This is a genomic window from Brevinematia bacterium (assembly GCA_039630355.1).
GTDB lineage: Bacteria > Spirochaetota > Brevinematia > DTOW01 > DTOW01 > SKYB106.
On sequence record JBCNVF010000027.1, the window covers coordinates 1 to 13419 of the forward strand.

At 38.3% G+C, this 13419-nt stretch carries 14 protein-coding genes; 9 read left to right on the forward strand and 5 right to left on the reverse strand.

The features are described from left to right. The 3 genes from ABDH28_02185 to ABDH28_02195 form a co-directional block, all read left to right on the forward strand. The coding region (locus ABDH28_02185; GenBank protein MEN2997834.1) for a hypothetical protein at positions 1 to 417 on the forward strand (417 nt) is incomplete at its 5' end. Between the two features lie 17 nt (positions 418 to 434). After that, a complete protein-coding gene (locus ABDH28_02190) occupies positions 435 to 689 on the forward strand; it encodes a hypothetical protein (protein ID MEN2997835.1) in 255 nt (84 codons plus the stop codon). A gap of 33 nt (positions 690 to 722) precedes the next feature. After that, the gene (locus ABDH28_02195; GenBank protein MEN2997836.1) at positions 723 to 1577 is read left to right on the forward strand and encodes a UTP--glucose-1-phosphate uridylyltransferase; all 855 of its coding nucleotides are present in this window, start codon (positions 723 to 725) and stop codon (positions 1575 to 1577) included. A gap of 40 nt (positions 1578 to 1617) precedes the next feature. Here the strand turns inward: ABDH28_02195 and ABDH28_02200 are convergent, their stop codons facing one another. Together ABDH28_02200 and ABDH28_02205 are read right to left on the reverse strand one after the other, a co-directional pair. After that, on the reverse strand, positions 1618 to 1827 hold the full coding sequence (locus tag ABDH28_02200; GenBank protein MEN2997837.1) for a hypothetical protein: 210 nt from the start codon (positions 1825 to 1827) through the stop codon (positions 1618 to 1620). A 51-nt stretch (positions 1828 to 1878) separates the two neighbouring features. Beyond that, the gene (locus ABDH28_02205) at positions 1879 to 2430 is read right to left on the reverse strand and encodes a YraN family protein (GenBank protein ID MEN2997838.1); all 552 of its coding nucleotides are present in this window, start codon (positions 2428 to 2430) and stop codon (positions 1879 to 1881) included. 383 nt (positions 2431 to 2813) lie between these two features. Here ABDH28_02205 and fabF point away from each other — a divergent pair, with 383 nt between their 5' ends. Next, on the forward strand, positions 2814 to 4064 hold the full coding sequence (gene fabF / locus ABDH28_02210) for a beta-ketoacyl-ACP synthase II (protein MEN2997839.1): 1251 nt from the start codon (positions 2814 to 2816) through the stop codon (positions 4062 to 4064). 4 nt (positions 4065 to 4068) lie between these two features. Here fabF and prfB read toward each other — a convergent pair whose 3' ends face one another. After that, positions 4069 to 5175: a peptide chain release factor 2 gene (gene prfB / locus ABDH28_02215; protein ID MEN2997840.1), complete on the reverse strand. Its 1107-nt coding sequence runs from the start codon at positions 5173 to 5175 to the stop codon at positions 4069 to 4071. Positions 5176 to 5338: 163 nt separating this feature from the next. Here prfB and ABDH28_02220 point away from each other — a divergent pair, with 163 nt between their 5' ends. From ABDH28_02220 to hisF, 4 genes are all read left to right on the forward strand, one after another. Further along, entirely contained in the window at positions 5339 to 5779 is a 441-nt protein-coding gene (locus tag ABDH28_02220; protein ID MEN2997841.1) for a hypothetical protein, read from the forward strand. Positions 5780 to 6013: 234 nt separating this feature from the next. Next, positions 6014 to 6811, forward strand: a complete 798-nt coding sequence (locus ABDH28_02225; GenBank protein ID MEN2997842.1) for an ABC transporter ATP-binding protein — start codon at positions 6014 to 6016, stop codon at positions 6809 to 6811. Further along, positions 6804 to 8180 (forward strand): alpha-amylase family glycosyl hydrolase, encoded by a 1377-nt coding sequence (locus ABDH28_02230; GenBank protein MEN2997843.1) that lies wholly within the window; start codon positions 6804 to 6806, stop codon positions 8178 to 8180. Before ABDH28_02225 ends, ABDH28_02230 begins: the two co-directional genes overlap by 8 nt. Positions 8181 to 8309: 129 nt before the next feature. After that, positions 8310 to 9065, forward strand: coding sequence for an imidazole glycerol phosphate synthase subunit HisF (gene hisF / locus ABDH28_02235; GenBank protein ID MEN2997844.1), 756 nt, complete (start codon positions 8310 to 8312; stop codon positions 9063 to 9065). Here hisF and ABDH28_02240 read toward each other — a convergent pair. Then, on the reverse strand, positions 9055 to 9768 hold the full coding sequence (locus ABDH28_02240) for an ATP-binding cassette domain-containing protein (GenBank protein MEN2997845.1): 714 nt from the start codon (positions 9766 to 9768) through the stop codon (positions 9055 to 9057). The genes hisF and ABDH28_02240 overlap by 11 nt on opposite strands. Positions 9769 to 9771: 3 nt before the next feature. Then, positions 9772 to 11193 carry a replicative DNA helicase gene (gene dnaB, locus ABDH28_02245; GenBank protein ID MEN2997846.1) on the reverse strand — a complete coding sequence of 474 codons (1422 nt, stop codon included), beginning with the start codon at positions 11191 to 11193 and terminating at the stop codon, positions 9772 to 9774. A gap of 428 nt (positions 11194 to 11621) precedes the next feature. On the opposite strand from dnaB, the gene ABDH28_02250 reads away from it, so the two are divergent. Further along, on the forward strand, positions 11622 to 13419 hold a 1798-nt coding region (locus tag ABDH28_02250; GenBank protein MEN2997847.1), incomplete at its 3' end, for a hypothetical protein.

Below are 13419 nucleotides of genomic sequence, written 5' to 3' on the forward strand. Positions count from 1 at the left end.
GGGAATATGCCTGAGGTTATTGATGATCCGAGCCTTGTTAAGAAGTTTATGGAATTAAACACGCACATAGAAGTCGGAGGTACGAGATATTCTCTTAAGGAGGTGGGGCACAGAGGTAGTGTGGGAGAATGGCTAGAGGTAGGTGGTGGATATTATTTTAGTAGATACAATGTTATTGTTCTGGTGCTTGAAAAAATATTTGCATTTTTCAACCATAATCTTCCTGATATGTATGGTAATCCTATGTATATGCAGTTTGTGAAGGAGAATTATCTATGTTTTGTGAATAAGGAATTGGAGATTGTTAGGATTGAGGGGCCTTTTGAAGGGGGTATTCTTTTTTATAATGGCTTTAAGGATATAGTTTTATCGGGGGGTAAGGTGTGTGTTCTTAGGGATGTATCTTATAAGTATTAGGTCATGGGGGATGGGTTATGGGAAGGTTTGAGTTGTGTTTTTTGCTAGTATTTGTGATTAGTTTTGTTTTTGTGTTTAGTAAAGCGTATGGTGTTTTTCCAAAGGGTTTCTATGATGCTTCGGTGTATTCAAAGCTTAGCTTTGCTACTTTTGCTTCTGTAGTTACTGATATGGTTTCTGATGATAGTTTTGTTGGTAAGGTTGTGAAAGTATTTTATAAAGTATTTTATGACGATGGTAGGATGTTTTCCAAAATCAAAGAGTTGAGGTAGAGGGTGTGGACCCGTAGCTGGGGAGGTTTAATGATGAAGGGAGTAATAATATCTGCAGGTTATGGAAGTAGGTTTTTTCCAGTTACGAAAACTGTTCCTAAGGAGATGCTTCCTTTGTATAATATCCCTTCAATACATTTTGCTGTGGCTGAGCTTATGGAAGCTGGAATAGAAGATATAATTGTTGTGACTAGCAGAAGAAAGAAAACATTAGATGACTATTTTGATGTAGAGTTTGAGCTTGAGACATTCTTTAAGGGAAGTGGTAAAGAAGAGTTGATAAAGCCTTACAGTGTTAATGTATGTTTTGTTAGGCAGAAGAGGATGATGGGGGTGGGTAATGCTATTTTGGAAGCTTCTAGTTTTATAGGTAGAGAACCTTTTATTCTGCTTTATCCTGATGATATAGTGATTTCATCACCGTCTCTGAGTAAAAGGCTTATTGACTTACACAAAGTCACTGGAAAGAGTGTATTGTCTTTGGTTAACAAAAGTGGTGAGGATGTTTCAAGGTTTGGGGTAGTGAAAGTGGTGGAAAAGAGTGGTTTTTTTGAGGTAGAAAAAGTTATTGAGAAACCAAAGCCTGGTGAGGCTCCGTCAGGTTACATTGCAATAGGAAGATACCTTTTCACAAATGAGCTTATAGAGTTGCTTAGGGATGAATGGGATAGGTTTGGAGGGAAAGGGGAGTTTTATCATATTTCGTCTTTGAACAAGTTGTGTAGTATGGGAAGGGTGGTGGGACTTGAAGTTGATGGTAAGGATTTTTTTGATACAGGAACACCGATTGAGTATTCAAAAGCGTTCATAAGGTTTCTAGTTGAGCATTCTGAGGTTAGAAATGAGATGAAGGAGTGGTTAAGAAGATATGTAGAGAGATCCCTGTGAGAGGGATCTCTCTTTGGGAATAGACTACAGGCCGAAGGTGCTATTGATCTGGCTGTTTCTGGGGTTTCGGAGAAAATTCATCTAAGTTTATATCTTTACCAATCTTAGAGAAGATGATTGAGGCAAGTTGAGATGTTACATAGTCAATGTAGGCTGGATCTCTTATCTTACTCCTCAGTTCCTTGATCTCCTCCTCCGTGAGGCTGGAACGGAGGCGGTTTTTAGACTGCCTTACCCTAATCTTGGACATCCTTGTCCCTCCTTCGTGTATATCCTGGGAACATCCTTGTCCCCATCTTTTCTATACAAGGTAGTCCTTGTAATACTTAAATATGCCCTCGCTCAAAACTAAAGCGTCATATCCAACATCTTGATAATCTATTTCGCTAATAAAATCTTCGGATACAGTGAGTATTTTATTAGCTTTTCCTTTGCTAAGCTTCTCCTCAGGAATAAATTTTGAAAATGTGCTTTTAACTTCAACAAATCTTATAGATTTACCGTCATAGCAGATTATATCCACCTCACCATTCCTAGAGTGGTAATTTAAGGATATTATGCTAAAACCTAGAGAAGAAAGGTATCTGCATCCCTTTAGCTCCGTCTCTCTCCCTATATTTAAGTAACAGTGGAATTTGTTTTTTAGAACGTAATTCAACAGGGTCTGTGAGAAGATGAACCAGTTTTCAACTTTTTTTTCAAGGCCAAACTTCTCAACAATCATCCAGGAGAGATTTATTCCTTCAAGATAAGAGGTTAGTATCTCTCTCAGCTCGTTTATGGAGATGTTATGAGTTTTTAGTATTCTGGAAATGATCTTATCTTTTCTTTTTGCTATCTCACTAAGTTGCATAGTTTTAGGTGTGAAAACTATTTTTGTAGTGGAAAGTTTTTGATACAGTAGAGATAGAACTCACGATATCAATTATTATCTCGTTACTGATCATTTTCAAGTTTCATTTTGTGTTTACAATAAATTCCAAAATTTAACAGTTAGGCAGGTTTTTCTTTTATTTCTCTATTAAGTAAAGTTTTCTTTTTTCTCTCATGGTCTAGTGAAACCTTGCGGTTGATAAGCGCTATCTAGAACCAGAGGGAGTAGGTAAGCAGGAAGTTTAAATCCTGCTGACAGGGATGAAGATTTAGAGAATAGGTAATTTTGAGGTTATGTTTGTGGTTTAATTGATTTTTAAATTGATGAATTTTTACAATAACGGAAAGCTTTAGGAGGGAGAAATGACGAAGAGGGTAGTAGTAACTGGTTTAGGAATAGTAACGAGTTTGGGGTTTGAAGTTGAGGAGTATTTTAATAACCTAGTTGCTGGTAAGTCTGGTATTTCTACTTTAGAGATTGAGGATTTAGATTCTGAATCTCCTTCTAAGATTGGGGGGCAGATAAAGAATTTTGATGCTGAGAACTTTCTTGACAAGAAGGTTGTGAGGAGGACGGATAGATATACTCATTTTGCAATATATGCCTCAAGGAAAGCTATTGAAGATGCAGGTTTGAATAATTATTCCTCTCTTGATAAGGAGAGAGTGGGGGTAATAATAGGTTCGGGGATAGGAGGGGGGCTACAGTTTTATAATAACTCTGTGAAGTTTTTTCAGGAGGGAAGGAGGAAGGTTAATCCAAACTTTATCTCTATGTCAATAGCGGATACTGCTTCTGGTTATGTGTCAATAGAGTATGGTTTTAGGGGGCCGAATTATACTGCGGTTTCTGCCTGTGCTTCGGCAAATCATTCTATAGTGGTCTCAGTAATGCATATTCTAAATGGTGATGCTGATGTAATGATAACTGGTGGTTCTGAGGCTGCGTTGAATGGCCTTTGTATAGCTGGATTTACACAGATTGATGCTCTTTCTTCAAGAAATGATGAACCGGAGAAAGCATCAAGGCCGTTTGATAAGAATAGGGACGGATTTGTAATATCAGAGGGTGCTGGAATACTTGTAATAGAGTCTTTAGAACATGCTTTGAAAAGAGGTGCGAGGATATATGCTGAAATTGTTGGATATGGTGTAAGTGGTGATGCATACCATCATGTTGCACCCTGTGCTGATGGCTCTGGTGCAGCAATAGCTATGAAAAATGCTCTTAGAAGTGCAGGTATTTCACCACAAGATGTTGGTTTGATAAACTCACATGGAACTTCCACACCTCTGGGTGATAAAGCTGAAGTATTAGCAATAAAAAGTGTATTTGGAGAACATGCATACAAGTTGAAGGTTAACTCTACTAAGTCAATGGTAGGTCATACCTTGGGAGCAGCCGGAGGTGTTGAGGCAGTAGCGGTTGTGAAAATGCTTGAGACCGGGAAAATACATCCAACTATAAACCAAGAGGAACCTGACCCTGAATGTGATTTAGACTTTGTGCCAAACAAGGCGATTGAAATGGATATAGAATACGCTCTATCAAACTCGTTTGGTTTTGGTGGACATAATGCTTGTGTGGTTTTCAGAAAATGGAGGGGCAAGTAGCTGTCTACTTAGACTTGTTTAGATAATCCCACTTTATGTAAGCATTTATGAATATATCAATTTCTCCGTCCAACACGGAGGAAGTGTTTGTAGTTTCTATTCCAGTTCTGTGATCTTTAACTGAGTTGTAAGGATGTAATATATAACTTCTTATCTGATTACCCCAGGATATGTCTTTCTTCTCACCAGAAACCTCTTCTATCTTTTCTCTTTTTTCTCTTTCCCTGATTTCGTAAAGCTTGGACTTTAGTATCTTCATAGCTAACTCCTTATTTTGTGCTTGAGATCTTTCATTCTGTATTGTTACAACAAGTCCAGTAGGAATGTGGGTTACTCTCACCGCAGACTCAGTTTTATTTACATGCTGTCCTCCTTTACCACTTGCCCTAAAAGTTTCAATCTTGATTTCCGAAGGGTCTATGACTATCTGATCATCATCCTTTATTTCAGGAATGACATGGACTGCGGCAAATGAAGTATGTCTTCTTTTTGAAGCATCAAAGGGTGAAATTCTTACAAGTCTGTGAATTCCTGTTTCAGGCTTGAGGTATCCAAATGCATACTCTCCTTGGACATAAATTGTTGCATCTTTTATTCCTGCAACATCGTCTGGAAGAAGATCAACAATTTCATAGTTGAATCCCTTCTTCTCAAAGAATCTCGTGTACATTCTCAAAAGCATTTGTGCCCAATCACAGGACTCAACACCTCCTGCGCCAGGGTGAATGTTGACGAAACAGTTTGTATTGTCTATCAGGGGGTCAAAGAACTTTTCTATCTCGTAGGTATTCAATTTTTGTTCTATTAGGTTTAGGTTTTTTTCAATTTCCTGAAGTATTCCAATGTCCTCCAGCTTTTCGCCTTCTTCAGAGAGTGATATCAGTCCTTCTACTTCTTTCTTTAAGTTTTCCCACTTATTGACTTCTTTTTTTAATGAGGTTTGCTCTATCAAAAGCTTTGATGCTGAATGCACATCGTTGTGAGAGTATGCCTCGGAGATAAGATCGGATATTTCTTCTATTCGCTTTGCCTTCTCACTTACTCTGAAAATCTCAAAGTTTTCCTCAATCTTAGCTAGAATCTTTTTAGCTTTTTCGGTGATACTGCCCATATCTTTATCCAGAATTATAAACAACAAGATTTCCAAACTTGAAATAAAACATCACTCGAAGATCTTGTTTTTAACCTGCTTTTTGACATTATTGTGTTTCATTGAATGTTGTCAAATGGAAATTTTTTTCTTTTATACTTACAGACGATGAGAAGGTGGAAGTATGAGAGGGAAGACAATATTGGTTTTAGCTGCGATCTTAGGTTCGGTGGTTTACCTCCTGGGATGTCCTAAGATGTTTAAAGTAAAGGTAAGAGAAACTGCAATGAAGGAAACTGCAACTATGGTTGTGGTTGAGGATGAAGAGTTATCAAAAATATTGGTATATGTTGGTGATGTCCCTCTGGGTGAAGTAGGGCGTTCTGCATCAGGGATAGAGATAGATGTTGGTGGCACAGTTGTCCTTTCAGCTCAAGGCAGAAATCCTAAAGGCAAACCTATTCCTGTGAATCCAACATGGATTCTCTCTAAGCCTGGTATTGTAGAAATTTCTCCAGCAAAAGGATCAAGGGTAACAGTTAGAGGAGTGCGTCAAGGAAGTGTAGACATCATTGTTGAATATAAAGGTGTGAAGACGGTAGTAGAGTCTATATATGTAAGGTAGCGTGGGTATGTGAGATTGTAGTGGAGTAACTCTGTATGTAGAGTCTAGAAACTCTCTTCAGAGGGTGCTAAGGATTTTAGTTGATTTGCTTTGTTGAGATTTTTAGATCCATGGTTTGGGGACTAACTTTTGTTGTAGCGAGAAGTTTCTAGAGAGTTATTAGTATGGAACTTAGGGAAAGTTTGATGGTTATGGTGTGTTAAGGTAGGTTTTTAGGTATGATGGAGGAGGATTGTGGTGAAGAGAGAGGATGTGTTACTGGAGGTTGAGAATGTTTCAAAGCATTTTGGTGGAGTAAAGGCTGTTAACAATGTATCTTTCAGGATAGAAAGGAACAAGATAGTTTCAGTAATAGGGCCAAACGGAGCTGGAAAAACAACAATATTTAACATCATTTCTGGTTTCTATAAGCCAGATACGGGTAGAGTTATATTTGAGGGTAGGGATATCACTAACATAAAAGTTTATGAATGTGCAAGAATTGGTATTGCTAGAACCTTCCAGAATATAAGGTTATTCTACAATATGACTGTTCTTGAGAATGTGATGATAGGAAGACATGTTAGAAGTAAGTCGGGGCTTGCTTCCTTTTTTGATGCAATTCTTAGAACCAGGGATTTTCGTTCAACCGAGAGGGAGATAGAGGAAAGATCAGTTGAGTTTATAAGGATGCTTGGGCTTGAGAACTATATAAACACTTTAGCTAAGAATTTGCCTTATGGCTTACAGAGAAGGCTTGAGATTGCAAGAGCGCTGGCAACTGAGCCAAAGTTATTGCTTCTTGATGAGCCTACTGCTGGTATGACCTACAGGGAAGTAAACGAAATTATGGAGATAGTGTTGAAGATTAGAGATATGGGGATTACTGTATTATTCATAGAGCATCAAATGATGATAGTTATGGGGATATCCGATAAGGTTATAGTTCTAGATCACGGCGAAAAGATAGCAGAGGGGACACCTGAAGAAGTCAAGAACGACCAAAGAGTTATTGATGCTTATCTAGGAGTTGAAGAAACGCAGTATGCCTAATTGGCTTAGAGAAAGACTTCTCTACCAGATATTTCCTGATCTTTTTTATAAACCTGAGAAAAATGTTTCTGTTCCTAAAGGTTTCTATGGAGGAACTTTAAGAGGTATAGTGGAAAAGCTTGATTATGTCCAAAACTGGGGTTTTGATGCTTTATATATAAATCCCGTGTTTAGGGCAGTGAGTAGCCATAGATATAACGTTTTGGATTTCTATGAGGTTGATCCTATTCTCGGAACAATGGAGGACTTTGAAAACTTTGTCAGCGAGTGTCACAGAAGAGGGATCAAAGTGATCCTAGATATACCTTTCAACCATGTTTCAGAGAAGCACAGGTGGTTTCAAGACGTTCTTAACAACGAAAATTCTAGATACAGAGACTATTTTGTATTTGATGGAGGAGTATATAATAGATGGAGGGGGAGTGACCTAGTAGAGCTTAATTTGACCAACAGCGAGGTTCTGGATGAGTTGATTTTGTCAGAGAAAAGTGTATTGAAATTTTGGTTATCTAAAGGTATAGACGGGATTAGGTTAGATTGCGCAAATGACTTAGGAATGAAGGTGACCAAGTTGATAAAAGATACTGCTCATAGGATTAACAGAGATGTTGTAGTAATGGGGGAGGTTTTTAATTTTGCCGGTGAATGGAGTAAGGTTTTAGATTCTCTACAGAGCTATTATCTCTCAGAGTTGCTTTTTTCTCTTGTGAGAGGTGAAATCTCAATTCACTCTTTCTCAGAGGGGGTAAGGCATCTTGTAGAGGGTGTTAGATACAATGTGCTGTTGAATTCTCTCAACATTCTGTCTTCGCATGATACTTCTAGGATTCTTGATGTTATAGGTGAGGATATTGAGGTGTATAGGGTATTACTGGGAGTGCAGTTTACTTTTCCAGGTGTTCCAGTGGTATTATACGGTGAAGAAATCGGACTTTTTTCTGGAAAATGTGGAGAAGAGAGTGCTAGGAATGTAATGATATGGAATGTTGATAAGTGGAACAAGAGCATTATGTCGGTCTATAGAGAGTTTATAAAGCTGAGAAAATCTAGAGTAGAGCTGCGAAAAGGAAAGTTTGTAGATCTTTCATCTTTGACTGACTACTCTTTTCTGGCTTATATGAGGTTTGGTAGGAGGAGAGAGGAGTTTTCAATAGTCTTTATAAACCCTACTGATAGATCCGTTGAGAAGAAGGTATTTATTCCTTATTCTCATTTTCATGATGCTCTTAAGGTTGTGGATTACTTTTCTGGAGAGAGTTTTCTTTGCAGAGTGAGTAGTGTGAGTGTAAAGCTTTCTCCATTTCAGGTTATGGTTCTCTTGCCGGATTGGAAATATATAGAGGGGTATTCTTTCTATAAGAGGGAGTAAGTTTTGTGTGGATGTTGAGTTTGTTTCTGGGAGCAGTTTCCAAGGCTTTTTAGGGTGTTATAGTGATTGGTGAGTAGAGTTGTTTTGGGAAACTAGACTGCTGGGTTCCGAATCTTAGATAATGCTTTTATGTTAGCTAAAAGGATAATTCCTTGTCTGGATATAGACAGGGGTAGAGTGGTGAAAGGTGTTAAGTTTGTAGATATAGTTGATGCTGGTGATCCTGTGGAGAATGCTGTTGTGTATAACGATAACATGGCTGATGAAATTGTGTTTCTTGATATAACTGCTTCGTATGAGGATAGAAAGACTTTGGTGGATGTAGCTAGAAGAGTAGCTGATAGTATATCAATTCCTTTTACGGTTGGTGGGGGAATAAGGAGTGTTGATGATATTAGGGAGATGTTGCTTGCTGGTGCAGATAAAGTATCTATAAACACATTTGCAGTGAGAAATCCTGATTTGATTTCGGAGGGTGCTGAGAGGTTTGGTTCTCAATGTATAGTTGTAGCGATTGATACGAAAAAGGTAAATGGTGTTCATAGAGTTTTCATAAGGGGAGGTAGAGAAGATACAGGTTTGGACACGGTTGAATGGGCGACAAAGGTGGAAAAGCTTGGAGCTGGAGAGATACTGCTTACGAGTATTGACGCAGATGGAACTAAAGAGGGATATGATATAGAGATACTGAAGGAAGTTTCAGAAGCTGTGAAGATACCGGTGATAGCTTCTGGTGGTGCTGGTAGGAAAGAACATTTCCTAGAAGTTTTCACAAAAACTAATTGCACTGCAGCGCTTGCTGCGTCCATCTTCCACTTTAGGGAAGTGGACATAGTTGAGTTAAAGGAGTATCTGAGGGATTGCGGAATACCCGTCAGGATCTAGAAGTAAAGCATTTTTCTTCACCTGTCTTCTTATCTAGTAGACAAACTTTATTTGAGATTCCTTCGTTTAGAATATATAACACGAATTCTGAGTTTTGTGTGTAGATCTCGTCGGAAGTTGTAAAGATTATTTCAGAGGTAGTCTTGTTCTCTTCCATAATCTCTATGAGGCGGGCTTTGTAATAACTGTCAAGAAATGAAAAGGGCTCATCAAGAAGTATTATTCTTGGTGATCTCATAAATGCTCTAGAGATAGAAACAAGTTTTGCCTCCGTAAGACTTAGGTTAAAGGGCATTTCGTATTTAAGAGTTTTTAGGTCAAACAGGTCAAGAGTTTTATCAACTTCATACTCTATTTCTTTTTGTGAGAGATTTGTGTTGTATAGTAGGGGTAACGCTAGGTTAGTGTAAATGTCAATATTGCTGATGAGAAAAACATCCTGGAAGTGGATTGAGATTTTTGTGTGCAACTGCATCATCTTCTCCTTATCTGCTCTTGAGGTATCTATATCTAAAGTAATTACTTTGCCTCTTGTTGGTAGAAGTATACCCTTTATAAGCTTTAGGAAAGTGCTTTTACCGTTACCAGGCTCAGTAACAACGCACACTATCCCTCGTTCAGGCATTGATAAGTTCACTCCCTCTAGTATATAGTTTCTTCCAGTGTATGTAAAGTAGACATTCCTGAACTCTATCAGTGACATTATTTATTTATCCTCCTCAAATTCATCTTCATCAAACGTTTCATCAAAGTCTTCATTGATTTCTTCCTCATATTCATCTCTTGGAAATTCCTCGTAGGAAAAGTCTGATACCGAGAGGGACTCAAATTTTCCTATTTCCTTTATGAATAGAAGTTCTACCGTTCCTACAGGTCCGTTTCTTTGCTTTGATAGTATTATCTCAACAATGTTTTTCTTGTCTGTTGAAGGATTGTAATACTCATCACGGTATAGAAAGGCAACAAGATCGGCATCTTGTTCTATGCTTCCGCTTTCCCTAAGGTCAGAAAGTATTGGTCTTTTGTCAACTCTTTTTTCTACGCTTCTTGAAAGCTGTGAGAGAACTATGACTGGGATGTTTAACTCTTTAGCCAGAGCTTTTAAATTCCTAGAGATGAATCCTATTTCCTCGTTTCTACTTCTTATTACCGAGATTCCTTTTGGAACTTCTATTATCTGGAGATAGTCAATGATTATAGCATCAATTCCTTTCTCTTTGGCAAAGATCTTTCTAGCTTTTGACTTTATGTCAATTATTGAGGCGGAGGGAGTGTCGTCAATAATCACATCTAGGGAAGATAGTCTTATTGCTGCTTCAAGTATGGACTCCCAATCAGACTCCTTGATATTACCCGTTCTTAAAGACTTTAGATCAATCTTTGACTCTGTTGAAAGTAGTCTCTGAACTAGTTGTTCTTTAGACATCTCAAGAGAGAATATTAGTACCTTTTTGCCTTCTTTTGACATATTGAGACATAGGTTTAGGGCAAAGGCAGTTTTCCCCATCGCTGGTCTTCCAGCAAAAACTATCAAGTCACCCCTCTGGAACCCTCCTGTCATATCGTCAATTGCACTATACCCCGATGGAACTCCTGTGTAAACGGTTTTTTCCTTTGCTAACTTTTGGATTCCTCTAAGAGTTTCAACTACAATGTCTCTAAGCTTAAAGTAGTCGTACTGTCTTCTTATGTCAATTGACTCAAGTAGTTTTCTTTCAGCCATTTCAATAGCTTCGTTGATATCAACATTTTCCTTCGTTGCGATATCTATTATCTCGGAAGAGGCTTTTATTATTGATCTAAGGATATACTTCTCGTAGACAATTCTAGCGTAATATTCCACATTAGTTGTGGTTGGGATTATGTCAAGTAGAGAAGATAAATATGAGACACTAACTTCATCAAACTTACCCAGCTCCTTAAGTTTATTTTGAAGTGTTATGATGTCTACGGGTTCCTTGTTTTCGTAAAGGCTCATTATCGCTCTGAATATGTCCTTGTGTTTGTCTAGATAGAAGTGTTCTTCTCTTAGGATATCAATGATTTTTGAGATTCTTTCGTTATCAATAATTATTGCTCCTAGGCATGCCTTTTCGGCCTCTATGTCGTGAGGCATTGTCTTAATCATATCTATCTATAATTTTAATTGAGAGCTGTAACAAAAAGAAATGTTGATATCAGATCTTCAAAAACCTCAAAACTGAGAGTAAATCTTTGAATCTAGCTAGGGTTAGTCTGAAGTTTGGTCAAGATTTGGTATTTTTCGTGGAAGAGTATTCTGATTTTACCCTAATCATAGCCCTCTCAACAATCTCAACGTCTAACTCTTCCAACAACCTTCTCACGAACTCATACCCCCCACTGGCTTATCTTGTCCTTCTTCCTGCTGTTGGCGGATATCCTACTTCAGTAAGCATTATATGCAATTTTTGAACACCCTCCTCAAACAACTTGAAAATTGTGTAAGAAAGATATAATATTGACCTGAGAACCCTTAGGGTTATGATACTATCCTTAGTAACCTTAAGGGTATCATAAGTGTCATAGGAGGAGTGTATGAAAGGAGGTGCTGTTATAGCAATTTTGATTGTTTCGCTTTCCACTAGCTATCTTTTACACACAAGTTGTCTTTTTGAACTGGAACAGCAACAAGTAGCTCCAAAGAACGGGATGAAGCAGAGTGATACTGTACTACCAAAGGTTATGCTAGATTATCCAATTAGTGGTTTTGCTGGTGGTGACATAGTGGTTCTGGAAATAGATGGTACAGAGAGCTGGAATAACAAACTAAAAGACTTGGGTGAAGGGATAGAGACTGTGTTTGTGCATGCCGCAGAGGAAGCTGAAGATACGAGTTCGGTACAGAGTGGGGGTTCTGTCAGTACTATTAGAATATACGTGTCGGTCAATGGTAAAGACTCAAACAATGGACTGACAAAAACTACACCCGTGAGGAGCATACATATTGCTTTGGGGAAGGTGAGAAGTGATGCTATCAACGAGATATACATCACAAGGGGTTCATTCACACCGGGTAATGGTCTGGACACAGGTGATAGTGGGGTGGTGATAACGAATAACAATGTGAAGCTGATAGGGGGATGGGACAATAGTTTCAACAAGGTAGTAGGGTATAGTGAGTTGGACGGTAAGGGTATTCTTTATCATGTAATATTTGCAACGAATGTTACGAATGTAGTGTTGAGCAATTTAATGATAAAAGGAGGAAGTGCTAGTATGGAAGATCCACACGATAGAGGAGGGGGAATATACTTTGGAGATGTATCCTACAGTTATATAGGTAATGTGGTGATATCTGGTAACAGGGCTGATTATGGTGGAGGTATGTTTTTGTATGGTAGTCACAACACGGTAATCGGCGTTGTTTTTGATAATACTGCTATTCAGATTGGAGGGGGGATATACTTGGAAGACGGAGCTATTAGCAACACTATAGGTGGTAATGTATATGGTAATATCGCTAAGTGGGGAGGAGGAGTATATTTAGATAAGAAAGCTAGTAACAATACAATAAGTGGCAATGTGTATGGGAATAGAGCTGATAACTCTGGAGGAGGAATATATTTGGGTGGTAATAATAACGCCGTAAGTGGTAGAGTGTACAGTAATGTCGCTATGTGGGGAGGAGGAGTATTTTTAGATGAGAAAGCTAGTAACAATACAATAAGTGGCAATGTGTATGGGAATAGAGCTAATGCCAGCGGAGGGGGGATATTTTTGTATGGTTATAAAAACACAATAAGTGGCGATGTATATGGGAATATAGCTAATGACAGCGGAGGGGGGATATATTTGGATGGTGATACAAACACAATAAGTGGAGATGTATATGGAAATAAGGCTACTAATGGAGGAGGTATATATTTATCTGGCCGTAAAAATACAGTGAAGGGCAGTGTATACAGTAATAGTGCTATTAATAGTGGTGGAGGAATATACTTGGATAAGCATGCTAGCAGTTCTGAGAATGATGAAGAAGATTATTATTACTTAAACATAATAAGTGGGAACGTATATGGTAATATTGCTGGTCGGAATGGAGGGGGGATATATTTGGCTAGTAGAGTGAATGTAGTAAATGGTAGTGTATATAGTAATAGTGCTACTAACGGAGGGGGGATATGTTTATGTTTTGGTAGGGGAAATACAATAAGTGGCGATGTATATGGGAATATAGCTAATGACAGCGGAGGGGGGATATGTTTATATTTTGGTGAGGGAAATACAATAAGTTGCTATGTATATGGGAATAGTGCTAATGCCAGCGGAGGGGGGATATTTTTGGATGGTGATGGAAACACAATAAGTTGCAGTGTTTACAATAACATTGCTG

Coding starts and splice junctions, on each gene's coding strand:
- ABDH28_02190 (MEN2997835.1), top strand. CDS start 435: ATGGGAAGGTTTGAGTTGTGTTTTTTGCTAGTATTTGTGATTAGTTTT.
- ABDH28_02195 (MEN2997836.1), top strand. CDS start 723: ATGAAGGGAGTAATAATATCTGCAGGTTATGGAAGTAGGTTTTTTCCA.
- ABDH28_02200 (MEN2997837.1), bottom strand. CDS start 1,827: ATGTCCAAGATTAGGGTAAGGCAGTCTAAAAACCGCCTCCGTTCCAGC.
- ABDH28_02205 (MEN2997838.1), bottom strand. CDS start 2,430: ATGCAACTTAGTGAGATAGCAAAAAGAAAAGATAAGATCATTTCCAGA.
- fabF (MEN2997839.1), top strand. CDS start 2,814: ATGACGAAGAGGGTAGTAGTAACTGGTTTAGGAATAGTAACGAGTTTG.
- prfB (MEN2997840.1), bottom strand. CDS start 5,175: ATGGGCAGTATCACCGAAAAAGCTAAAAAGATTCTAGCTAAGATTGAG.
- ABDH28_02220 (MEN2997841.1), top strand. CDS start 5,339: ATGAGAGGGAAGACAATATTGGTTTTAGCTGCGATCTTAGGTTCGGTG.
- ABDH28_02230 (MEN2997843.1), top strand. CDS start 6,804: ATGCCTAATTGGCTTAGAGAAAGACTTCTCTACCAGATATTTCCTGAT.
- hisF (MEN2997844.1), top strand. CDS start 8,310: ATGTTAGCTAAAAGGATAATTCCTTGTCTGGATATAGACAGGGGTAGA.
- ABDH28_02240 (MEN2997845.1), bottom strand. CDS start 9,768: ATGTCACTGATAGAGTTCAGGAATGTCTACTTTACATACACTGGAAGA.
- dnaB (MEN2997846.1), bottom strand. CDS start 11,193: ATGATTAAGACAATGCCTCACGACATAGAGGCCGAAAAGGCATGCCTA.